A 22,353-nucleotide genomic window follows, 5' to 3' on the forward strand; every position below is an offset into this window, starting at 1 on the left:
GCCCACTTTGGTTAGCGAACGCGTGCAGCTTGGCTGTTGAAAACCTGGCTCAGAAGGTTGCGACCACGCGCATACGAAGCTTTGGCTTTCGCATTGGGTTTGTCTTCACGCATGTGTTGAACAAAGCGCACTGCGTCGCTATCACTCAGCTCAACGCGGCTGAAGGTATCGCTCTTGATTGCCATTGGCATTTCCTTGCAGCGACATCCGCTGCTACAGATCGGCTGTGCCGAACCTTTCGCCGACTCATGTCTAGCGAATAGACCGTTATTAACGGTCGTTGCTCATTTTCGAGTACGCATAGTTGTTATGTCAACTATTCGTTGAATACAGATTTTGGCGTTCGGTCATGAATTCGGCATAAGCTTCGGTGGTCGCTCCTTTGATATTCGCTGATTTAGCACCAGGTGGAGCATCGGATGATGTCCATTCGGTGCAGCATATCTGGTCAGTGCCGGTATTAGGAAAGGTGGTAGGTGAACTGATGGGAACTAGCAGTATTCAGCGCAAAGGTTCAATCAAACTGGCTTCCTTGTTTCTCACATTGCCCACGGCGGTGCTGACCTTGAACCATTCAAAGGTCTCGGCCGGCTCGCCCTGTTGCAACACCATCTGCTCGGCGCGCTCTTTTGGCGTTGCCGGATCCAGCCATTCGCGGGCGAGGTCCGGGGCAAGTGCCACAGGCCTTCTGTCGTGGATGTCCACCATGCCACCAGCGCTATCGGCGGTGATGATCACAAAGCCGTCATGCTCGCCTGGTCCTTCATCGGCGTCTGGTAGTTGGCCGATAGCTGCACATAGGATCGGCGCGCCATCCCGTCTGCGGATCAGATAAGGCTGTTTCTTCGGACCGCCTTCATCCACCCATTCAAACCAGTTGTCTACGGGCGTTATTGCCCGGTGCGGCCAAATCTCTCGGAAGAAGGGGCCGTGGGCGACCTTCTCGACGCGTGCATTGATGGGCGCGGCTCGGTCTTTTGCCCAATACGGACGCCACCCCCACCGCACCGGATCGGCGTGTAGCAGCTCGCCCTGCAGGTGTAGTAATGCCACGTGGGTCGTTGGGGCGACGTTGTATCGCTCGATCGGCTGATCACCCACCGAGTTTGCCAGGGCGTTGGGCATGCTCAGTGCCGCAACAAAGTCGTGGATTCCCCGGTACTGCGACAGTCTTCCGCACATGGCAAACCCTCTTTCCGATTGATCTTAGACAATCGTGGTCGGTCGAGGTCTCATTTCATTGACGATCCGTCGCAAATCGACCGCTTCCCGCCTGCTCACATTGGCCGAGGTGGTGAGGTCGGAGATTTGCTTACGTATTGCTGCTGCTTCGGCGCCGCGCTCGCGGAGATACCCCGCAGACTCAATGTTCTTCGCTTGGGTTTCCAGCAGCATCTGACTGATACCGAAAACGTCTGCCCGCGCTTTGCGTAATTGCAGGTTCAGCTCTTGGATCTCGTTCTCCAGTAGGCGGCAATGCTGTCGGTACATCTGCAATGGGGTGGGGAGGCCAAGCCATCCGAGGGTGTCTTCATCATCGTTCATGGGTGCGAATCCAATACTGTATGTGCATACAGTAGATGGCGTTTGGTCATGACGCGATTTGAGGCGACGAGCTGTAAGGGGGAGGCGGAGATTGGCCCGGAAAAGTCAGCTGGGATAGATGAAAGTTTGCCCTTCAACAGCATGAAAAAACCCATCTCAACATAGCATTTGCAGCCTGTCACGGCAAGCGTAGGGGGCTGCGCGGACCAATAAACACGGGGCTTTCAGCATGTTTCGGCCTGCCGGGCAGTCGCAGAGGACAGGTCCAGGCTCGCCGCTGGCAGGCCGGGGAGTTGGCGTGCCACGTGTGAGCCACTGACGTGCCACACTCGGGGCAGTGGCGTGCTTCAGAACTCGGCGCGCGCCGTCGTCCCCCCACCTCGCCTGCGGGCTAAATGGGTCGTTTTTTCTGCACTTCTGTGCCCCCCTCGCGGCGGCCCAGGCTGGGCACTTGCTTGGCGTTTTGTAGGGGGCAGAAACCTGCGGAACCCTGCGAAGGTGGATGTTTTTCGCAACGCTTATAAGCACGCACGGACAGCTGAAATCAGTAGGTGCCTCGGGAAAAAGGTTAGTTTTTTTTGAGAGGCGGTGTGTGAGTTGGAAGGCCCGTGTTTGTTGGGCTTGAGACCTAACTTTGATGGGTTAGGTTGGGTTAGGTTAAAAGTTAGGAATCCATAACTGCTTGTTTTTAAAAGAATTAATAGATTGAATATTTAACATTAATAAAGGTTAGGAAATAACCAGACCTAACCGAAAAGCTAACCTTGCCAGACCTTCGAAAAGCCATAACAGACAAGGCTTTCAGGGCACCCAACAAAAAACTAACCCACCTAACCTCTTTCCCATGGGGCAACATGAAAACGCTGAGCGTGCCTAGGATGGGGCATCTGCTGAAGCTGCGCGCAGGATTGCGCAGTCCTCACTTCCTTTACGTTCACGCAATTGCGCTCTCCTGCACACAGCCTCAGATTTGGTCTTCGCAAGTGTTGTGGGCTCTTGTGCACATGAAACGAAGCCACTCTGCGAGGCCTCCCGGCAATAGGAAGCCCCGTGTTTTACGTCTTAGATTCTCGACGGAGGTTTTTTTAGAATCGTGGGCATGGCACATTGCCCCAAAGAATGTGCAATGGAGGCAAAAAAGATGAGAGATATCGGTAAGGCGGGTGAAAAATTTTTTGGTGCTTGGTGCGCTGCGGCAGGTATGACCGCGAATAGTTCAGAAACCGATAATAATGGATGGGATGTCTTAGTTGAGATTGATGAAGATTCAACGGATTTTGACCCTTTGTCAATGCATGAGGGGATTATCGAGACCAAGGTTCAAATTAAATCAACAGATGGGACAAAGCGAGCGGTAGACGTAGAGTTGTCCAATCTAAAAAAGATGGCCACTTCAGCTCTTGCATCTTTTTACGTATTGTTAGAATTCGGTGGCGGAGAATCCCCAACAAAAGCGTATTTACGCCACGTCGATGTAAATTTGTCAGAGAAAATACTGAAAAGAATTTCTGAGCTGAAAAATGAGAATAAGAATGTAGAACTCAACAAAAAAAAGATGCGGTTAAATTTTAAAGATGAAATACTTCCTTTGTCTGCTCTAAATCTAAAGGCAATGATGCTAAGTTATATCGGTCCCTCGAAGACTTTATATGCAGAGAGCAAGCTTGAACACTTAAAGTCTGTAGGGTTTGAAGGCGGGAGGTACCGACTTGAGTTTTCTATCAGAGGTGATGAACAGCTTCGAAAGTTAATTGATATTTCACTTGGCAAAAAAGAGAACATTGAAGTCGAAAACGTAAAAAGCTTTACAATTCGATTTGGTGCTATTTCGGAAAGGACTGAGCTGAAAAGCGACACGGCTGTGTTGTCTATGTCCGACATAGCGCCTAGTGATGCAGGTTCGTTAGTTTTTCGAGACAGGTTAACCGGTCGCACGATGACTTTTCCTACGGAGCTCTACCGCAGTCCGCTAAATTCATGGGTTTCGAAGGAGTTTAGGAAGGTCAGAATAGTTGCTAAAAATTTTGAACTCCACATGGGTGTTCTGGATAAAACATTTAGTTTAACTATCAATACCCATCTTCTAGATGGCTTCTCTGTGGAAGACGCTTTGAGAACGTATAAATTGACGCAAATGTTTTCGTCTCCTGAAAATATACGAATAACGTTCAACTTTGATAGTTTTACGTCTGCAGTTAACTTGCAGTCTGGAGAGTCCTTTCCTGATTGTGCGGCGGAAGTTGAACTGCTGGAGAAGGCTGTAAGAATAAAGAATTATTTTGAGTTGGATGCCCCACTAATATTGACTAACTCAGAGTTTGGAAAAATTCCTGTCCAGCTTCAGGCGCTTGATTTTGTAATAAGCAACAAGCTAGATGCGCTCCGAATTTCGTTTTTGTCAAACGATAGTATTGAGCCTGGAACAAGCATGGATTGTTTTTGTGTTTGTCACTTTCAGATGGGTGGGTACGTGTTTGTGGAGCTGATGCTTTTCTCAGGAGATATTTTTATTGTCGAGAGTGGGAAGTTTGCAATCATACCCTATGAAAAAAAATCCATCTACAAAACAGCGGAAGGCGTAGATCAAATTGATTATGTAGTGTTGGGTGATGAGATTGCATCTTCAATAGAGCATCACGAGTCGTCTCGCCCAACAGTGAATCTAGCGTTCGAATTTCTTGAGAAAATTCGTCAAAAACAACAAATAAAACCTATTGTCATTGCGGAAATTTGAGCTGTGCCGACTGAGTTTGAGAACTTCGTCTCGGCGTCGATAGTTTCAGGTTGTCCGCTATTGGCCGAACTCTGTGGCGCGAACTGATAGTTTTTGGCTGATGACTGTCGGTTAAGTGAGGTCAGCCCCTTTCAATCGAGCAAGGCCTTGTTTGATATGGCCCGCGTTTTCACCAATTGTGTGAAGTGCCCCCCGGACATTCTCGCCCACCTCCAAAGCGTTTTGCTGCTCAGCCCACAGAGTCAGCTCCATCAAAGCCGCTTCCAGGGCCATTTGATTTTGATAAAACCGTTCCAGGACGTCCTTCAGTGAGTACTCGCTTGTCATGCTGGTCGACTCGTTTCAAAAGAAATTAAGCATAGCAGTGACGATGGTGGGGATTGCTACAACCAGTAAGAAAGAGTCGGGGCTTCAGTATTTGGGAATGGTGTTGGTACGAAAGTGGTACGAGTGGTTGGGGATGGTGCTGTAGTGCCCGTGCTGTGTGCTCTGTAGATTTAGGCGTTCCAATCCATCATGGGGGCGACGGAGAAGCGGCGGGAGAAGGGGGTGGTTTGTAGGGGCATGGGGGGATCTGAGTTTGCGGGGCGAATGGGGCGTAGTTTATCAGGGATGGATCTTGGGTGTGCTGGAGGTGTGTTCCGCGGCATTCACCACTTCGAACGGGGACGTTGCCGTGTGTGGAATACGCCGAGGATCTGCAGACGATCACCGCGTATGCGATAGGGGATCAGATAAGACCAATTGGGTACTGCCCATTCGCGCGTGTTTGTGACCCGACCTTCACGGCCCATAGAGGGAAACTGCGCCAGTTTGTCGACGCTGGCGAAAATGGCATCGGAGAAGTCGTCAGCTGCTTTTGGGTTTTCGAGAGCTATATAGTTTGCTTCGTCTTCCAGATTTTTGAGTGCTTTTTCAAGCCACTCAACCCGCATTCCGGCTCCAGCGCCTGGCGCGCATGGCTGCTACCTGGTCATCGGTGGCAAATTTGCCCTGGTCGGCTTCTTTCACCGCCAGCTCGATTTGAGCGGTTAGCGTTTTTTCGTGCTCGATGTAGTCGCGGAGGACGTCCATCGCCAGGTAGGTTGCAGTCTGGCCGTTGGTTTTGGCCAGGTCGGCGAGAGAGTTGGACAGGTCTTCCGGCAGGTTTAGGGATATCCCGGTCATGACAGCCTCGAAGGTGGAAGGTTATGGAGCATCTTACACCGTGGAACGCTGGGTTGAATCAGCAGGTCGTCGTGAGGTGTGGCTGGGCTTTTACTCTGCCAGCTCGAAGCCGGGTGCCGGGTATCGTAGTCTGACTTCGATATCAGCAAAATAATTAGCAGGTGATGAGGCGGCTTTTTGCTGTCTGGTGATTAGCTTTTTTTCAGCGATGTTATAAATAAATCTGTCCTCTTTTCGCCAGTGGTTATCAAGAAGGGTGAACGGATTACTGTTTATCTGGGAAAGGAAGGCCCTCGAGTCAACTGAGATACATAAAACCGATCAGACGTGCTGGTAAGCCAGTCCTGCAGAAGGTGATGTTCACGCCTACAAAAAGAGGCCCCCGCACCTAGTCCAGGTGTGGGGGCTTTTTTTACATAAGCAGCGTTATTCGCAGGCGCTAGTGGCATTAATCCTGAGCAGGTAGAAGTGAAAGGAAATCACCGCCACCGGTAATGGCTATATGATATCTTCTGGCTATATTCATACATTCACAGCTGTGTCTTTAACACAGCGTCAGCAGATGAAAGGAGACGTCATTATGGGTTTTTGGAGCGATATGGATGAATTGGTCTTCGGTCCCCCAGGCGTGGCTGGTGGCTTATTCGGGGACGCTATAGACGCAATTTGTGAGAATCCTCTGACCACAATCGGTGTGGTAGCTGCAACAGTTGCAACAGGCGGTATTGCCTTTGTGGCCGCACCTGCCATCGCCACTGCTGTTGGCGGTGCCGGCCTTTTAGGGGCAGCCAGTACTGGCACAGCTATCAGTACCCTCTCCGGGGCGGCACTCACTAACGCATCACTAGCCGCGCTAGGTGGCGGGGCGGTTGCTGCAGGCGGCGGCGGAATAGCTGCTGGTACTGCGGTAGTAGCTGGCACGGGCGCATTGACGGGCGCGGCCGTGTCAGGTGGCGTAGCTGCAGCTACCAGTTGAATACATCAAGGAGCACTTTACGTGCTGGCGTCCCTACCGTTGTCGGTAGCCCGCTCTATTCGACGGACGCTTAAAAAAATCCCGCTAATCAGCGGGATTTTTGTTTATGGAGCCTGAGGATATTCCGTCCTTAACGACACCAGCGCGAAGACAAAGTGCTTGTTAAAGAACTGGAATCCCCAAAAGCTACCGCCATCGTCTTCCAGCAAATATTTGTATACAAAAGTAGTTCCATTGAGCTCCGCGCGCTCAATATCGACATGGTTCGTAAAGCTTGCGTCTCTTGATGGCGCTGGAGGCCAGGTGTTTCGAGGTCTGTAGAATTAGCCGTGCCAATCCATCATCGGCGCGACAGAGAAACGGCGGGAAAGTGGAGCTGTCTGTAGGGACATTGGCAATCTGAGTCAACGAGGCGAATGGCGCAGTTTATCAGGGATGTCTCTTAGGTGTCGGGGAGGTGTATTCCGTGACCTTCACCACTTCGAGCGGGGGCGTTGCCGGGAAATATCCCACACTTTTCTCAGCTTGCCCCTCAGACCTCTCATAACTAACCTCTTCAAGCCGCTGCCAACTCAGCGGCCGGATGTGGAAGTCCGATCAAGCTGAAGGCGCTCAATCGTCCATAAACACCTACCGGCGTTTTTTTACGTCTGTATGATTGCGTTATGGCGGCTGTGCGCGGGGCACTTCGGTGCGCCGGGTCCTTTAGCCCTGGTCTTCCACACCTGCGTACAGCTGCCACCCTCATGTGGAAGTGAGATGGGCAGTTCCTGAAACGCTAAAGGAGCTTCACCATGTACAAGGTCACACCCAATCCGCCAAACGCTTTACCCGCTGACGCCAAGCTTCATGCTGCGGCTCAACGAGCGATTCCTCATTACTTGCCACCCTCTGAAGACGAATCACCGGTCGAACACCCAACCCACAACCTATTCCTCGTCAGCCCCGACATAGACACCGAAACCCTCCTGGCCAACGCTTCCGAAAATCTCGCGTCCGCCAGCGAAATGGCCGCTACCGTGGCTTTCAACCTCGACGAGTCCCAGCGCTCCATTGTCTTGGGCATTCAGCAACTGATCGACCTGAGCGCTCTACTCGTTGACCGGGCCCATGACCAAGTCGCTCGTGTCATCAGCCCGGCTACAGCCTGACAATCGACCTCCGCCGCCTTACCCCAAGGCGGCAACCTGAACCCATTCTGTCTTCTGGCGAAGTTTCATCATTCCCTGTGCCGTTGAGGCCTACGATCATCTCTATGGGAAACCCCCGAACCCACAGGGAACTGAAAAAATGATCTCGAACCTTGTCAAAGTCGTGATGATCGCCGGCGCGTTGCTGTTGAGCGCTTGTTCGTCGGATTCGTCGGGCGTGAGTCGCGACCCTTGTTTTGCAGGGGGATGCCAGGCGTTTGGTGACCACAGCCCGAACAAGGCCGCCAAGATGAATTTTGGCGGCAGTGGGCTGGGTAGTAGTTATGGTGAGTATGGTTCTGGGTTGTTGCAGGATGACTGATGGGGTGGTGGGGCAGTCAGGGATGTGTTGATTGAACCGCCGCTATCGGGAGCATGCCCCCTCCCACATGAGGGGCCCCGGCGCGTGAGGCTGCACGCTATCAAATAGCCATGTCTGTGACGTCACGTCGCGTCTGTCAGGCTTGACACTCACCCCGATCAGCCTTGCCAAAACGCCTATTTTAGAGCTGTCAATTAGCCAAACAGCGCATGATCGCCGGTTGGCGTGATATTCTGCGCGCCATCTCGGTCTAGTCTTTCTCCGGAACGTACACCCGTATACGTCCCGGCGGCTGGCTGTCGCCCAGGTAGCTGAAGCCAATAATGATAAGAAGTCAGCGCAGAAGGGACATAAAAGTGAGGTCGATACGTCGGCCTTGTGTGCCCACCCTGCGGTCCTTGAGTGAATGTGCAAACCCGGCGCTGCGTTGCCTGACGCCGCGTGATCGAGGGTTGCCCGGGCTCAGGGGCGGTGGGGCGGATGGCGTTTTATCATAGGTGCTACTGATGTTTAAGAAAGTAAACACGGCCCTGCTGGGGCTGGCTTTGTCGATGGGGATCACGTCCGTTCATGCGGAAGAGGCAAAGAAAGTCGATGTGCTGCTGATCGGCGGCGGCATCATGAGTGCGACCCTGGGTGTCTGGCTCAACGAGCTGGAGCCGGGCTGGTCGATGGAAATGGTCGAGCGCCTCGACGGCGTCGCCGAAGAAAGCTCCAACGGCTGGAACAACGCCGGTACCGGTCACTCGGCCCTCGCCGAGCTGAACTACACCCCGGAAGACAAGAACGGCAACGTTGAGATCCCGAAAGCGGTCGAAATCAACGAAGCGTTCCAGATCTCCCGCCAGTTCTGGTCCTGGCAGGTCCAGCAGGGCGTGCTGAAGAACCCGCGTTCGTTCATCAACTCCACTCCGCACATGAGCTTTGTGTGGGGCGATGACAACATCAAGTTCCTGAAAAAGCGTTACGAAGCCTTGCAAGCGAGCCCGCTGTTCGCTGGCATGCAGTATTCCGAAGACCCGGCGCAGATCGCCAAGTGGGTTCCGCTGATGATGGAAGGGCGTGACCCGAACCAGAAAATCGCGGCCACCTGGAGCCCGCTGGGTACGGACATGAACTTCGGCGAGATCACCCGCCAGTTCGTCGCTCACCTGCAAACCACGCCTAAGTTCGACCTGAAACTGTCGAGCGAAGTGCAGGACATCACCAAGAACGCCGACGGTTCGTGGCGTGTCAGCTACAAAAACCTGAAAGATGGCAGCAAGACCGAAACCGATGCCAAGTTCGTGTTCATCGGTGCCGGCGGCGGTGCCCTGCACCTGCTGCAAAAGTCGGGCATTCCTGAAGCCAAGGAATACGCGGGCTTCCCGGTGGGTGGTTCGTTCCTGGTGACCGATAACCCAACCATCGCCGAGCAGCACCTGGCCAAGGCCTACGGTAAAGCTTCGGTGGGCGCGCCGCCGATGTCGGTGCCGCACCTGGACACCCGCGTGCTGGATGGCAAGCGCGTGATTCTGTTTGGCCCGTTCGCGACCTTCTCCACCAAGTTCCTGAAAGAAGGCTCGTACCTGGACCTGCTGACCAGCACCACCACCCACAACATCTGGCCGATGACCAAAGTCGGTATTCGCGAATACCCGCTGGTCGAGTACCTCGCCGGGCAACTGATGCTGTCGGATGACGACCGCTTCAAGGCGCTGCAAGAGTACTTCCCGAACGCCAAGCAGTCCGACTGGCGCCTGTGGCAAGCCGGCCAGCGTGTGCAGATCATCAAGCGTGACGAAGAGCAGGGCGGCGTGCTGAAACTCGGCACCGAAGTGGTCAGCTCCGCCGACAACACCATCGCCGGCCTGTTGGGTGCATCGCCAGGCGCGTCGACCGCGGCACCGATCATGCTGACCGTGCTGCAGAAAGTGTTCAAGGACAAGGTGGCGACCCCGGCCTGGCAGGAAAAACTGCATCAGATCGTGCCAAGCTACGGCACCAAGCTGAACGACAGTCCTGAGGCTGTTGCCAAGGAATGGGCCTACACCGCCGGTATCCTGCAACTGACTCCACCACCAGCGATTCCGCAGATGACCGCTCCCAAGGCCACCGAGGCTGCCAAGCCTGCGGTTGAGCCGAGCAAACCGGCGTCTGATCTGGCGCTGTAAGACCAGGCCCTGAGACTGGGGCCGATCGATCAAAAAAAGCCCGCTGAGCCGATAACGCTCAGCGGGCTTTTTGTGGGCGCGTGTTTATGCGCGGGGGTGGGTGCGTTCCACCGCAGGCAGTTCAACCGTTCGTTCGGCTGCCGCCAGCGCCGCCGTCAAGCCGGCTCGGTCCAGCACAACGCAATAGGCCGGTTTGGCCCGCTCGAAGCGCCAGCTTTCATCCAGCCCACCGGCATCCACGGCGTCGAAACCGAGTTCGTCGAGTAACTGGATCACTTGCGCTTTCGCCGCGGCGTCATCCGCCGCCACCGGCAGTGCGCGGCGGTCGGGTGCGCCGTGAGGGCGGGCGTCCCGCGTCAGGTCCGGTGCAAAGATTGCGTTGAATACTTTCACCACATGGGAATGCGGCAAATGCTCGGCGAGCAGCCGGCTGGTGGTAGTTTCAAAACGGTCCAACTCAGGGATATGCCCGTCGCGCTCGGGGTAGTAATTGTTGGCGTCCATCACTGTTTTGCCTTCCAGCCACTGCGCGGGCACGCTGCGGTAATGTTCCAGGGGGATCGCCACGAGGACCACGTCGCCAAATCTGGCTGCGTCTTGCGCGCTGCCCACTTTAACGCCCCAGATGCCGCTGAGTACGCTGCTCATGGACTGCGGGCCGCGGGAGTTGCTCAACATCACTTCGTGACCGGCCGCCAGCGCCAGTTGGGCCACCGCGCGTCCGATGAAACCTGCTCCAATCACGCCAATCTTCATGGCCTTGCTCCTGCAAAGTAGGGGAGCGGTTATGATGATTAACAATCACTGGGTGATAAACGAGCGTATTGGCGTGGGTGTCGTTACTGGGAGTTGAGAATGATGGACCGTCTTTCGAGCATGAATGCCTTTGTGGTCGCCGCCGAGTTGGGCTCGTATGCGCGAGCCGCCGAGCGTTTGAATATGTCGGCGCAGATGGTGGCCAAGCATGTCACGGCGCTGGAGCAGCGCCTGGGCGCGCGCTTGCTCAATCGCACCACGCGCCGACAAAGCCTGACGGAGTTGGGTAGCGCGTACTACGAGCGCTGCAAACACATCCTGACGGAGGCTGAGGCCGCCGATTCCCTGGCGCAGATCATGAATGACACCCCACGCGGCACGCTGAAAATCACCGCCCCGGTGACCTTCGGCTCCTACAGCCTGATGCCCTTGGTGACCGCGTTTTTGCGTGACAACCCCGATGTGAACATCGACCTGCACCTCACCGATCGTTTCGTCGACCTGGTGGAGGAAGGCTACGAAGCCGCCTTCCGCATTGGCCCCCCGGCGATCACTGGGCTGACCGCCAGGCCATTGGCGCCGTACCGTCTGGTGGTCTGTGCGGCGCCGGCCTACCTGGCGGCACGAGGCACACCGCTGTGGCCGGCGGACCTTCAACAGCATGAATGCCTGGGCTACGCCTTCTGGTCACGTCCGGCGGATCGCGAATGGGTGTTCTACCAGGGCTCGGTCCCGCACACCGTGCAGGTTGCCAGCCGTTTGCAGATCAACGAAAGCAGGGCGTTGATGTCGGCCGCGCTGGATGGGTTTGGCATTGTGCTCGGCCCGGAAGATTTTCTGCGCCCGGCCCTGGCCTGGGGCGAGTTGGTGCGAGTGCTGCCGGACTTTGACGCGCCGAGCCGGCCCATGCATTTGGTCTACACCGCCAACCGTCAGCGTACCGCCAAGTTGCGGCGTTTTGTCGAGGCTGTGCTGGAGCGCTTTGGCCCGGTTTGAGCGTTCAAATCGCGACCCGGCCTTCCGTCTGTTCCTCGGGATGCACTGTCGGCAGGTTCAGCAACCCGACAGACACCACCTGTTAAAAAGTACCCAGGCCTTGCAGGAGCGCGGCTGGAACAAGGGGGCATTTTTTACTGAGGCAGGTGTGGGGCGTTAGCGCCCGAGGGGTTTGTATGTTGCTACGTTATGCAGCATTGGCGGCTATGGTCGTCGCGGCGTCCGGGTGTGTGCAAGAGCGTGTCGTGCATGAGCGGCGACCGGTGCAACGTGAGTACGTCGAAGTGGTCGCGCCACAACCGCCGCCGATGCAAGTGATCGAAGTCGAGCCGGCGGTGCGTGAAGGTTATGTATGGTCACGCGGGTACTGGCGTTGGGACGGTGGACGTTATGTGGCGGTACACGGCCATTGGGAGCCGGTGCGCGAGGGCTACCGTTATGTGCATCCGCATTGGGTGCAACGAAATGACGGTTACCACTGGCAGCATGGTGGCTGGGTTCGCTGAACCCCGCTCAGGCCAGTCGCTTCATGCCCGCAGCCTTGGCCGCATCGAGGTCAAAGGTGGCGGTGTACTCGCAGCCGGCTGCGTGGGCGCAGCGCGCTATCAAACAGTCGGCGAAATCGGCTTTGTTCGCCGAAAACCGCCGGAGTGCCTGCCAGATGATCTCGGCATGCTCGACGATCAATTCACGGGTTCGCAGCAGCGTTTCCAGCACCGCCACCACATCGCTCTTGGCTGACTGGTAGCAACTTTGTAGCACCCATACCAACTCCACCACCGACACCAGGCTGACAAAGCCTGGCGACAGGGTGGTGAGGGATTCGATCAGCTCGGATGCCTTGGCGGATTGGACCGGATCATCCTGGGTGACATAGCGTACCAGCACATTGGTATCCAGGCCGATCATCGGGCTTTCGCTCCCTGTGCCGCAATCGCGCGGTTCATGTCCTCGATGGAAATGGCCTGGGCAGGCTTGCGGATCAGCCCCTTGAGGTCGTGAACGGTTTTGCTCGCGGCAATAATGGAAAATTTGCCGTCTTCCATTTCGACGAATTCAACCCGGTCTCCCGTTTCCAGGCCCAGGGCTGTCCTGACCTGGACGGGGATGGTGATTTGTCCTTTTGAAGTCAGCGTGGCGGTCGCCATATTGAAGGTCTCCATCGTGATGCTCCTTACCTTAGGGTAAGGCGTCTGGGAGAACAAGATCCGTTGGTCCATAGGTCGCTCCTCGGTGTGGGTCAGTCGGGCTTCGTAAAAACGATAGCCCGACGTCTCCCGCCGACAAGCCTGAACACAAGGTTAAAGCGCTACAGCATGTGTGCTGACTTATTGCACCACGCGGTAGCACGGCACATATGCCGCGCCACCCGGCAACTTCATGCGGTGCTGGGCGACGAACGCCTGCAGCAGTTCATCCAGCGGCTTCATGATGGCCGGGTCGCCATGGATCTGGTAAGGGCCGTTCTGCTCGATCAGGCGAATGCCCTTGTCCTTGACGTTGCCCGCCACAATCCCCGAGAACGCGCGACGCAGGTTGGCCGCGAGTTCATGGGGTGGCAGCGCGTGGCTCAGTTGCAGGCTGGCCATGTTTTCGTGGGTCGGGTCGAACGGGCGCTGGAAGCCTTCGTCGATCTTCAACAGCCAGTTGAAGTGGAACGCATCGTTACGCTCGCGGCGGAACTGCTTGACGGCCTTGAGCCCGGCGGTCATCTGGCGGGCCACTTCGGCCGGATCGTCGATGATGATCTGGTAGTGCGCCTGCGCGGCCTCGCCGAGGGTGGCGCCGACGAATGCGTGCAACTGTTGCAGGTACGGTGCGGCGTGCTTTGGCCCGGTGAGGATGACCGGGAACGGCAGGCCGCGGTTGTCCGGGTGCATCAGGATGCCCAGCAGGTAGAGGAACTCTTCCGCCGTGCCGGCGCCGCCCGGGAAGATGATGATGCCGTGGCCGACGCGCACGAAGGCTTCCAGGCGCTTCTCGATGTCCGGCAGGATCACCAGCTCATTGACGATCGGGTTCGGTGCTTCCGCAGCGATGATGCCCGGCTCGGTCAGGCCCAGGTAGCGCCCGCCGTTGATGCGTTGCTTGGCGTGGGAAATGGTCGCGCCCTTCATCGGGCCTTTCATCACGCCGGGGCCGCAACCGGTGCAGACGTCGAGGCTGCGCAGGCCCAGTTCGTGGCCGACTTTCTTGGTGTATTTGTATTCTTCGGTGTTGATCGAGTGCCCGCCCCAGCACACCACGATCTTCGGCTCGACACCCGGGCGCAGCGTGCGCGCGTTGCGCAACAGGTGGAACACGTAGTCGGTGATGCCCTGGGAGTTGCTCAGGTCGATGCGCTGGCTGTCCAGTTCGTTCTCGGTGTAGACGATGTCGCGCAGGGCGCTGAACAGCATTTCGCGGGTACTGGCGATCATTTCGCCATCGACGAAGGCGTCGGCCGGGGCGTTCAGCAGTTCCAGGCGCACGCCGCGATCCTGCTGGTGGATACGCACTTCAAAGTCTTTATAGGCGTCGAGGATGGTCTTGGCGTTGTCGATGTGCGCGCCGGTGTTGAGGATGGCCAGGGCGCACTGGCGGAACAGGGTATAGATGCTGCCGGAGCCGGCTTCGCTCAGTTGCTGGACTTCACGCTGGGAGAGTGTTTCGAGGCTGCCCTTGGGGCTGACGGAGGCATTGATGACTTGACGTTGGGGCATTCTGATTCCTTGAAAGCACAGCCACCGCGCCCGTCATGGGGGCGATGGCTTGAGAAGAATGGGCGCCGGATACGGTCGCACGAGACGGCTATTTTCGCTGGCCCGCAGGCGCTACGCAAATACTGTCCAGCCCCATCATGCCGCAGAACCTACTGGATCAGCTTCCAGTTTTTGTAGAAAACCCGACGCAGCGTGAACACCAGGCCGGCAAACCCTGTGATCACGGCATTGAGGACGGCGGGCAACGCGGTCGGCCGCACGATATCAATGAACAGGCAGTAGCGCTTGGCATCGTTCTTGTTGAAGGACGCATGCATCAGCGTGTCATCGAAGATAAACAGTGGGTCATCGTGCCAGTAATGCTTGTGCTTGCCCACCTGGATGTAAACGCCCTCGTGGTGGGGCGCCGGCGCCATGTTATAGAGCACCCGGAACATCATGCGCAGGGGGCCGAAGTGGAAGGAGGTCGAACGGTTTTCGTTGAACACCGACACGCCGATGGTCTTCACGAACGGCAATTTCTTGCGCAGTTCCGGGATGTCCAGGGTGGTTTCGATCGGCCGGCCGTACCATTGGAAAAACAGCATGCCGCGTTTCTTCTCGGCCATGCGTTCGTCCAGGTAGCCGATGATTTCATCCTTGTGGGCCATGGCGTCGTCGATCACCTGTTGCAGGTCTTCACGCCAGGCGGGCGGCAGGTCGCGCATCGTGTAGACGTGGCGGTTGCGGCTGCTCAGCAGGTCGAACAGGGTGTTGAACGGTGCCAGCAGCCAGGTATTGCGGCCGCTGCCGATGAAGTATTTCTTGAAGGTGTCGCGGTCATACAGGCCGTTACGCAGGAAATCATAAATACCGCAGACCAGCACGAGGCCGAGGAACACCACGGTGGTCAGGGGAAAGAGGTAAATAATCAGCAGGATGCCGAATGCCCAGGCGAACGACACGGCTTTTTTGCGTAACGCAGATTGACTCATGAAACTCAGCTCCAGCTGGACGCCATTCGACAGGTCTATATGCGTGGCTGCGAGTGGTGGGGTTGCGAAACATATTGAAACAACCTCGTCATGATAAGGCGTTCTCAGGTCGATGGGCGTTTTAAATATTACGAAATTGTGAAGAGCTGACACAGTTTTTAACCCTCGGCGCGGCTTGCGCGGCGCGTTTTGGATTGGATTTTGTAAACAGAAGATTTGCGACTATCGTGACGCTTCGGTTTTTTGGACGTCATAGACCGGTACGATTACGTTGAATGGCCACCATTGGCCTTCGGCACCTTGGAAGAGGCAGAAATTTTATGATCATCAAACCGCGGGTTCGTGGCTTTATCTGTGTGACCGCTCACCCTGTTGGCTGTGAAGCGAACGTCAAGGAACAGATCGACTACGTCACCCAACACGGCGTCATCGAAGGCGGCCCGAAAAAGGTGCTGGTCCTCGGTGCTTCCACCGGTTACGGCCTGGCCGCGCGCATCAGTGCTGCGTTTGGCTGCGGCGCCGATACCCTAGGCGTGTTTTTTGAGAAAGAAGGCGAAGAAGGCAAGCTGAGCTCCGCTGGCTGGTACAACAGCGCCGCGTTCGAGAAGTTTGCCGTCGAAAAAGGCCTGTACGCCAAGAGCATCAACGGCGACGCGTTCTCTGACGAGATCAAGCGCCTGACCATCGAGACCATCAAGAAAGACCTGGGCAAGATCGACCTGGTGGTCTACAGCCTGGCCGCGCCACGCCGCACCGACCCGCAGGGCGTGGTGCACAACTCCACGCTCAAGCCGATCGGCAAGGCCGTGACCCTGCGCGGGATCAACACCGACAAGGGCGTTGTCGTCGACACCACCCTTGAGCCGGCCACCCAGGAAGAAATCGACGGCACCGTGAAAGTCATGGGCGGCGAAGACTGGCAACTGTGGATCGACGCCCTGCGTGAAGCGGACGTGCTGGCCGAAGGCGCCAAGACCACGGCGTTCACCTACCTCGGCGAGAAGCTGACCCAGGATATCTACTGGAACGGCTCCATCGGCGAAGCCAAGAAGGACCTGGACAAGAAAGTCCTGACCCTGCGCAACAACCTGGCCGCACTGAAGGGCGACGCCCGCGTGTCGGTGCTCAAGGCTGTGGTCACCCAGGCCAGCTCGGCGATCCCGATCATGCCGCTGTACCTGTCGTTGCTGTTCAAAGTGATGAAAGAGCAGGGCACCCACGAAGGTTGCATCGAGCAGGTCTATGGCCTGTTCAAGGACAGCCTGTACGGCCGCGAGCCGAAGCTCGACGCCGACGGCCGCCTGCGTGCCGACCTGGCCGAGCTGCAACCGAAAGTCCAGGACGCCGTGGCTGCGCTGTGGAATCAGGTCACCGACGACAACGTCAACGAGATCAGCGATTTTGCCGGCTACAAGGCTGAGTTCCTGCGCTTGTTCGGCTTTGAGATCGACGGCGTGGACTACGAGGCTGATGTGAATCCGACCGTGAAGATCAACGGTCTGGTCCAAGCCTAAACACGCTCGAAAAACATGTGGGAGCGGGCTTGCCCGCGATTGCAGTGGGTCAGCCGAAACCTCCGGCACTGACAAACCGCCATCGCGAGCAAGCCCGTTCCCACATTCGTTGTGTGTAAAGCCATTGCGATCTGCCAGACTCCATCCGCTATCAACTCACGCTAACGGAGGATCTGATGACGATTCGTGCAGTCGTTTTTGATTTTGGCGGTGTCCTGTTCGATTGGAGCCCGCAGCACCTGTACCGCCAGCTGATCGCCGATGATGAGGAGCGGCAATGGTTCCTCGACAACATCTGCACCCAGGCCTGGAACACCGAGCAAGACGCCGGTCGCACCCTGGCCGAGGCGACGCGCAGCCTGGTCGCGCAATATCCCCAGCACGAACCCTTGATCACGGCCTACTACGACCGCTGGCATGAAATGTTGCACGGGCCGTTGCCCGAGGGCGTGGCCATTCTCAAGGCGCTGCATCAGGCCGACGTGCCGCTGTTCGGGCTCACCAATTGGTCGGCCGAGACGTTCCCCTATGCGCGGGCCAACTACCCGTTCCTGCAGTGTTTTCGCGATATCGTGGTCTCCGGCGAGTTGAAGCTGATCAAGCCCGATGCCGCGATCTATCACGCCAGCCTCGACCAGGTGCGTGCTCATCTGCCGGATATCCAGCCTGCCGAAGTGGTGTTCATCGATGACGTCGCGGGCAATATCGACGCGGCTATCGCCCTGGGCTGGCAAGGCATTCACCACGTTTGCGCCGAGCGCACCGCTGAGCGTCTGCGTGAATTGGGCGTGGGCTTTTAGCGCGCCCATTTCTCCAGGGCAAAATCCACGAACGCCCGCAGTTTAGGCAGGCGGTAACGATCCTGGCCGTACAGCAAATGCATGGGGCGGCGGGGCAGTTGATAGGCGGTCAGCAAGGCCACCAGCTTCCCGCTGTGCAGGTCGGGCTGCACCAGGGCATCGGGCAGCATGACGATGCCCATGCCTTGCACCGCCGCCTGGCGCAGGGCTTGCGAGCTGTTGATGGTCAGCGAGCCGGACACCGGAATCTCCACTTCGCCGTCCGCGTCGCTCATGCGCCACAGTTTGTCGGCGTTACGCCAATCGTCGCCGGATGGGTAGGCGAAGGCCAGGCAGTCGTGTTGTTGCAGATCCTCGGGCGTTTGCGGCGTGCCGCGTCGCGCCAGGTAATCCGGCGCGGCGCACAGGGTGATGGTGTAGTCCTGCAGGGGCCGGGCGATCAGGCTTGAGGGTTCCAACTCGCCCAGGCGGATGGCCACGTCGAAGCCGCCGTCGACCAGGTCCATGCGTTGATTGCTGAGCACCACGTACAGCTTGATCAGCGGGTAACGTTGGGAAAATTCGCTCAAGGCCGGCGCCAGGCGTTCGGTGCCGAAGGCGGGCGGGGCGGTGATGCGCAGGGTGCCCTTGGGCACGTCGCTGTGGGCCTGTTCGGCCAATTGCTCGGAGTCGGCCACCAGCCCCAGCACTTCCAGGCAGCGCTGGTAATACTGCCCGCCGAATTCCGTGAGGCTTTGCTTGCGCGTGGTGCGCTTGAGCAGGCTGACCCCCAGGCGTTGCTCCAGGGCGCGCAAATGGTTGCCGACCATGGTGGTCGACATCCCACTGGCATGGGCCGCGGCGGTCATGCTGCCGGTCTCGACCACTTTCACATACACCGACATCGCCTGGAACAGATCCATTATCAAGCCCTGGTTTAAAGTCATTGCAGGAAAGCACAGTTTATCCAGCTTGGGTGGCTAACGATACTGGACCCATCCCAACCCAGCACTGGAGCTTGCCACCATGACCGCCGCTTGCCTGATGACCACTTACCAACCCTTGGCCTTGAGCTTTGCGCGTGGCCTGGGCACGCGCCTGTGGGACCAGCAGGGGCGCGAATACCTGGACGCCGTGGCAGGCGTGGCCGTGACCAACGTCGGACACTCCCATCCGAAACTGGTGACAGCCATCAGCGAACAAGCCGGGTTGCTGTTGCACACCTCCAACCTCTACAGCATCGATTGGCAACAACGCTTGGCCCAGCGTCTGACCCAACTGTCGGGCCTCGATCGTGCGTTTTTCAACAACTCCGGCGCCGAAGCCAACGAGACCGCGCTAAAACTGGCGCGGCTGCACGGCTGGAAAAAAGGCATCGAGGCGCCGTTGGTGGTGGTGATGGAAAACGCCTTCCACGGCCGCACGCTGGGCACCATGGCGGCCAGCGACGGGCCTTCGGTACGCTTGGGGTTCCAGCGCTTGCCGGGGGATTTTCTCAAGGTCGGCTTCGGCGACCTGGCGGCGCTGGAGGCGATCACGCAAACGTTCGGCACGCGCATCGCAGCGGTCTTGCTGGAACCGATCCAGGGCGAAAGCGGGGTGCAAGTGGCGCCGCCGGGTTACCTGAAAGCCCTGCGCGCTCATTGCACGCGCCACGGCTGGCTGATGATGCTCGATGAAATCCAGACCGGCATCGGCCGCACCGGCGCCTGGTTTGCCTTCCAACACGAGGGCATCGTGCCGGACGTGATGACCCTGGCCAAAGGCCTCGGCAACGGCGTGCCCATCGGTGCCTGCCTGGCCAGGAACGTGGCGGCCGACTTGTTCACTCCGGGCAGCCACGGCAGCACGTTCGGCGGCAACCCATTGGCCTGCCGGGTGGGTTGCACCGTGCTGGAGATCATTGAAGAGCAAGGCCTGCTGCAGAACGCCGCGCAACAGGGCGAGCGCTTGTTGGCCCGCTTACGGGTGGAGTTGGATGAGCACCCGCAGGTCCTGTCGATTCGCGGCAAGGGCTTGATGATCGGCATCGAGCTGGCAGTCCCGTGTCGCGAGCTGGCCCTGCGCGCCGCCGAGGAACATGGGTTGTTGATCAACGTGACGCGAGGCAAGGTGATTCGCCTGCTGCCGCCGCTGACCCTGGAGGCCAAGGAGGTCGAGATGATCGTGCGGGCCATCACCCGCTTGCTGGATTGAAATGAGATCCCCTGTGGGAGGGTGCTTGCCCCCGATGGCGGTGTATTAGTCGAGCAATCTGCAACTGACACACCGCCATCGGGGGCAAGCCCCCTCCTACAGGGGATTCCGGTGATCTTCAGCGGTCACTCCCATTCAACCACTCTTGGTTCATCGTCTCGCTATCCCCCAGGTAGTCCAGCAACCAACTCATCGCCGGGGACAGTTTGTTCTGTGCCCAGGCCACGCATGACGGGCTGGCCGGGAACGGCCGGCGCAGTTGCAGCGCGACCAGCTCACCGCGTTCGATCCACGGCAACACCTGATGCGCCGGCGCCATGCCGACGCACAGGCCGTCGCGCAGGCAGTCAATGGCCGAGGCCCAGTTCGGTACCACCAGCCGGCGCTGGTTATCCAGGGTCCAGGTATCGCGCTTGGGCAGGTTGCGCGAGGTGTCGGTCATGCACAGGGACGCGAACGGGCGCAGTTGATCGTCACTGAGCAAACCATCCAGCGCCGCCAGCGGGTGTTTCGCGCTGACCACGCACAACCAGTTCAACAGGCCCATATCGCGAAACGTGAAGTGACTCGCCACCGGCACCGCGCTGGTGGCGCCGATCACGATGTCGGTGCGCTCATCGGCGAGGGCGTCCCACACGCCGTTGTACACCTCGTACTCCAGCAGCAATTCCACGTCAGGGAACTGCCGATAGAAATCCAGCACCAGTTGCCGGCAGCGCTGGGGTTTGACGATGGAGTCCACCGCGACCTTCAACTGGCCGCTCCAGCCATTGGCCACTTGCTGGCACAGGCGCCGTGTACCGAGCATGGTTTTCATCACGCCGCGGGCTTCGTCTATAAATAGACGGCCGGCCGCGGTGAGCTCGACGTCGCGATGGCGCCGCACGAACAAGGGCACGGCCAGCCACTCTTCCAACTGACGCACCGTGTAGCTGATGGCCGACGGTACACGGTGCAATTCCTGGGCGGCGGCGCTGAAGCTGCCATGGCGTGCGACGGCATCGACCACATCCAGGGAGTATTCGGACCACATGGCGGTTGCCTTCAAATTAATTGATAGAAGTGTCCAATTATTATCGCTTCACAGAGAGGCTGCCAGCTTCATAATGGGCAGCAGTCAGCAAATAGTTTGATGGCAGGTTCAACAAGGCTTCAATGAAAAATTCTTTTGGTTTCACCTGGTACCTGGCGGGGCTGAGCATGCTCGGTTATCTCGCCATGGACATGTACTTGCCGGCGTTCGGCGCCATGGGCGAGCAATTACATATCGGCGCGGGCGCGGTGGGCGCCAGCTTGAGTATTTTCCTCGCGGGCTTTGCCGTGGGGCAGTTGTTGTGGGGGCCGTTGTCTGACCGACTGGGGCGCAAACCGATCCTGCTCACGGGCCTGAGCCTGTTCGTGCTGGGTTGCGTCGGCATGTTCTGGGTCGAGACCGCCACGCAGCTGCTGGCACTGCGTTTTATCCAGGCGATTGGCGTGTGTTCCGCCGCCGTGAGTTGGCAGGCACTGGTGATTGACCGCTACCCGGCCGACAAGGCTCACCGCGTGTTCGCCAGCATCATGCCGCTGATGTCGTTGTCGCCGGCCCTGGCGCCGCTGTTGGGGGCCATGGTGCTGAATCACTTCGGCTGGCAGGCGATTTTCGCGGTGTTGCTGGGCGTGTCGCTGCTGTTGCTGCTGCCGACTCTGTTCCTGCGCACGGCGCCGAAACGGCTGGCGGAGGAAGGCGAACCGACGCGCCTCGGTTATGGACAATTGCTCGGCTCCCGCGTGTTCACCGGCAACGTCATGATCTTTGCTGCCTGCTCCGCCAGTTTCTTCGCCTGGTTGACCGCCTCGCCGTTCATCCTCGGCGATATGGGTTACAGCCCGAATGACATTGGCCTGAGTTATGTGCTGCCGACCCTCGCGTTCCTGATCGGAGGCTACAGCTGCCGCAGCGCGTTGCAGCGTTTCCAGGGCAAGACGCTGTTGCCCTGGCTGCTGGTGGCCTACTGCATCAGTATGCTGGCGTTGTACCTAGTCGCCACCTTGAGCGTGCCGACCCTGACCACCTTGTTGATTCCGTTCTGCCTGATGGCGCTGGTCAACGGCGCCAGTTATCCCATCGTGGTGGCGAATGCGCTGATGCCGTTTGCGGAAAACTCCGGCAAGGCAGCGGCGCTGCAAAACACCCTGCAACTGGGCCTGTGTTTTCTCAGCAGCCTGTTGGTGTCGTCGATGCTAGAGCAACCGCTGCTGATCACCGTGATCGTGATGCTGGCGACCGCGCCGCTGGCGGTGCTGGGTTACTGGTTGGCGCGGCCGAAAACCGATGATTCGCAGTTGGCGAATGCTTGATCTGACGGG

At 57.8% G+C, this 22,353-nt stretch carries 23 protein-coding genes; 10 read left to right on the forward strand and 13 right to left on the reverse strand.

The genetic code is table 11. The features are described from left to right. Positions 1-11: 11 nt before the first annotated feature. From RGV59_RS14040 to RGV59_RS14050, 3 genes are all read right to left on the reverse strand, one after another. Entirely contained in the window at positions 12-185 is a 174-nt protein-coding gene (locus RGV59_RS14040; RefSeq protein WP_322246975.1) for a hypothetical protein, read from the reverse strand. A gap of 316 nt (positions 186-501) precedes the next feature. After that, complete coding sequence (locus RGV59_RS14045; RefSeq protein ID WP_213553674.1) at positions 502-1,182, reverse strand: SOS response-associated peptidase family protein; 681 nt, start codon at positions 1,180-1,182, stop codon at positions 502-504. Between the two features lie 24 nt (positions 1,183-1,206). Then, positions 1,207-1,545: a hypothetical protein gene (locus tag RGV59_RS14050; protein ID WP_213553675.1), complete on the reverse strand. Its 339-nt coding sequence runs from the start codon at positions 1,543-1,545 to the stop codon at positions 1,207-1,209. A gap of 1,141 nt (positions 1,546-2,686) precedes the next feature. Between RGV59_RS14050 and RGV59_RS14055 the strand changes: the two genes are divergently transcribed. Next, positions 2,687-4,279: a hypothetical protein gene (locus tag RGV59_RS14055; RefSeq protein WP_322246976.1), complete on the forward strand. Its 1,593-nt coding sequence runs from the start codon at positions 2,687-2,689 to the stop codon at positions 4,277-4,279. A gap of 111 nt (positions 4,280-4,390) precedes the next feature. On the opposite strand, the gene RGV59_RS14060 is transcribed toward RGV59_RS14055, so the two are convergent. The 3 genes from RGV59_RS14060 to RGV59_RS14070 form a co-directional block, all read right to left on the reverse strand. After that, positions 4,391-4,606 carry a hypothetical protein gene (locus RGV59_RS14060; protein ID WP_322246977.1) on the reverse strand — a complete coding sequence of 72 codons (216 nt, stop codon included), beginning with the start codon at positions 4,604-4,606 and terminating at the stop codon, positions 4,391-4,393. A 323-nt stretch (positions 4,607-4,929) separates the two neighbouring features. After that, positions 4,930-5,214: a type II toxin-antitoxin system RelE/ParE family toxin gene (locus tag RGV59_RS14065; RefSeq protein WP_017848888.1), complete on the reverse strand. Its 285-nt coding sequence runs from the start codon at positions 5,212-5,214 to the stop codon at positions 4,930-4,932. Then, positions 5,204-5,446 carry a CopG family ribbon-helix-helix protein gene (locus RGV59_RS14070; protein WP_017848887.1) on the reverse strand — a complete coding sequence of 81 codons (243 nt, stop codon included), beginning with the start codon at positions 5,444-5,446 and terminating at the stop codon, positions 5,204-5,206. Before RGV59_RS14070 ends, RGV59_RS14065 begins: the two co-directional genes overlap by 11 nt. A 1,770-nt stretch (positions 5,447-7,216) precedes the next feature. Here RGV59_RS14070 and RGV59_RS14075 point away from each other — a divergent pair. From RGV59_RS14075 to mqo, 3 genes are all read left to right on the forward strand, one after another. Then, entirely contained in the window at positions 7,217-7,573 is a 357-nt protein-coding gene (locus RGV59_RS14075; protein WP_126585873.1) for a DUF6124 family protein, read from the forward strand. 139 nt (positions 7,574-7,712) lie between these two features. Next, a complete protein-coding gene (locus tag RGV59_RS14080) occupies positions 7,713-7,934 on the forward strand; it encodes a lipoprotein (RefSeq protein ID WP_046384304.1) in 222 nt (73 codons plus the stop codon). Positions 7,935-8,440: 506 nt separating this feature from the next. Then, positions 8,441-10,087: a malate dehydrogenase (quinone) gene (mqo, locus tag RGV59_RS14085; protein ID WP_126585874.1), complete on the forward strand. Its 1,647-nt coding sequence runs from the start codon at positions 8,441-8,443 to the stop codon at positions 10,085-10,087. An 84-nt stretch (positions 10,088-10,171) separates the two neighbouring features. Here mqo and RGV59_RS14090 read toward each other — a convergent pair whose 3' ends face one another. After that, entirely contained in the window at positions 10,172-10,843 is a 672-nt protein-coding gene (locus tag RGV59_RS14090; RefSeq protein WP_017848881.1) for an NADPH-dependent F420 reductase, read from the reverse strand. Between the two features lie 99 nt (positions 10,844-10,942). On the opposite strand from RGV59_RS14090, the gene RGV59_RS14095 reads away from it, so the two are divergent. Then, positions 10,943-11,839, forward strand: a complete 897-nt coding sequence (locus tag RGV59_RS14095) for a LysR family transcriptional regulator (RefSeq protein ID WP_126585875.1) — start codon at positions 10,943-10,945, stop codon at positions 11,837-11,839. A 176-nt stretch (positions 11,840-12,015) separates the two neighbouring features. Then, positions 12,016-12,345, forward strand: a complete 330-nt coding sequence (locus tag RGV59_RS14100; RefSeq protein ID WP_032804869.1) for a YXWGXW repeat-containing protein — start codon at positions 12,016-12,018, stop codon at positions 12,343-12,345. Between the two features lie 7 nt (positions 12,346-12,352). Here the strand turns inward: RGV59_RS14100 and RGV59_RS14105 are convergent, their stop codons facing one another. The 4 genes from RGV59_RS14105 to RGV59_RS14120 form a co-directional block, all read right to left on the reverse strand. Next, positions 12,353-12,748 carry a PIN domain-containing protein gene (locus RGV59_RS14105; protein WP_057003768.1) on the reverse strand — a complete coding sequence of 132 codons (396 nt, stop codon included), beginning with the start codon at positions 12,746-12,748 and terminating at the stop codon, positions 12,353-12,355. Then, positions 12,745-13,002: an AbrB/MazE/SpoVT family DNA-binding domain-containing protein gene (locus RGV59_RS14110; protein WP_026140263.1), complete on the reverse strand. Its 258-nt coding sequence runs from the start codon at positions 13,000-13,002 to the stop codon at positions 12,745-12,747. The genes RGV59_RS14105 and RGV59_RS14110 overlap by 4 nt, the downstream gene beginning before the upstream one ends. Positions 13,003-13,167: 165 nt before the next feature. Continuing rightward, a complete protein-coding gene (gene ppnN / locus RGV59_RS14115; protein ID WP_046490470.1) occupies positions 13,168-14,541 on the reverse strand; it encodes a nucleotide 5'-monophosphate nucleosidase PpnN in 1,374 nt (457 codons plus the stop codon). Between the two features lie 149 nt (positions 14,542-14,690). Continuing rightward, positions 14,691-15,515, reverse strand: a complete 825-nt coding sequence (locus tag RGV59_RS14120) for an aspartyl/asparaginyl beta-hydroxylase domain-containing protein (RefSeq protein WP_046490472.1) — start codon at positions 15,513-15,515, stop codon at positions 14,691-14,693. Between the two features lie 320 nt (positions 15,516-15,835). Here RGV59_RS14120 and fabV point away from each other — a divergent pair, with 320 nt between their 5' ends. Together fabV and RGV59_RS14130 are read left to right on the forward strand one after the other, a co-directional pair. Then, on the forward strand, positions 15,836-17,029 hold the full coding sequence (fabV, locus tag RGV59_RS14125) for an enoyl-ACP reductase FabV (protein WP_017848874.1): 1,194 nt from the start codon (positions 15,836-15,838) through the stop codon (positions 17,027-17,029). 176 nt (positions 17,030-17,205) lie between these two features. Next, on the forward strand, positions 17,206-17,829 hold the full coding sequence (locus RGV59_RS14130; protein ID WP_126585876.1) for an HAD family hydrolase: 624 nt from the start codon (positions 17,206-17,208) through the stop codon (positions 17,827-17,829). Here RGV59_RS14130 and RGV59_RS14135 read toward each other — a convergent pair. Beyond that, the gene (locus RGV59_RS14135; RefSeq protein WP_126585877.1) at positions 17,826-18,731 is read right to left on the reverse strand and encodes a LysR family transcriptional regulator; all 906 of its coding nucleotides are present in this window, start codon (positions 18,729-18,731) and stop codon (positions 17,826-17,828) included. The two genes, RGV59_RS14130 and RGV59_RS14135, sit on opposite strands and share 4 nt — an antisense overlap. Positions 18,732-18,834: 103 nt before the next feature. Here RGV59_RS14135 and RGV59_RS14140 point away from each other — a divergent pair, with 103 nt between their 5' ends. Further along, positions 18,835-20,004: an aspartate aminotransferase family protein gene (locus RGV59_RS14140; protein WP_017848871.1), complete on the forward strand. Its 1,170-nt coding sequence runs from the start codon at positions 18,835-18,837 to the stop codon at positions 20,002-20,004. A 118-nt stretch (positions 20,005-20,122) separates the two neighbouring features. On the opposite strand, the gene punR is transcribed toward RGV59_RS14140, so the two are convergent. Then, on the reverse strand, positions 20,123-21,037 hold the full coding sequence (punR, locus tag RGV59_RS14145; RefSeq protein ID WP_126585878.1) for a DNA-binding transcriptional activator PunR: 915 nt from the start codon (positions 21,035-21,037) through the stop codon (positions 20,123-20,125). Between the two features lie 122 nt (positions 21,038-21,159). Here punR and punC point away from each other — a divergent pair, with 122 nt between their 5' ends. Next, positions 21,160-22,344, forward strand: a complete 1,185-nt coding sequence (gene punC / locus RGV59_RS14150; RefSeq protein WP_017848869.1) for a purine nucleoside transporter PunC — start codon at positions 21,160-21,162, stop codon at positions 22,342-22,344. Positions 22,345-22,353: the final 9 nt, after the last annotated feature.

Source organism: Pseudomonas sp. FG1 (genome assembly GCF_034313875.1).
Lineage (GTDB): Bacteria > Pseudomonadota > Gammaproteobacteria > Pseudomonadales > Pseudomonadaceae > Aquipseudomonas > Aquipseudomonas veronii.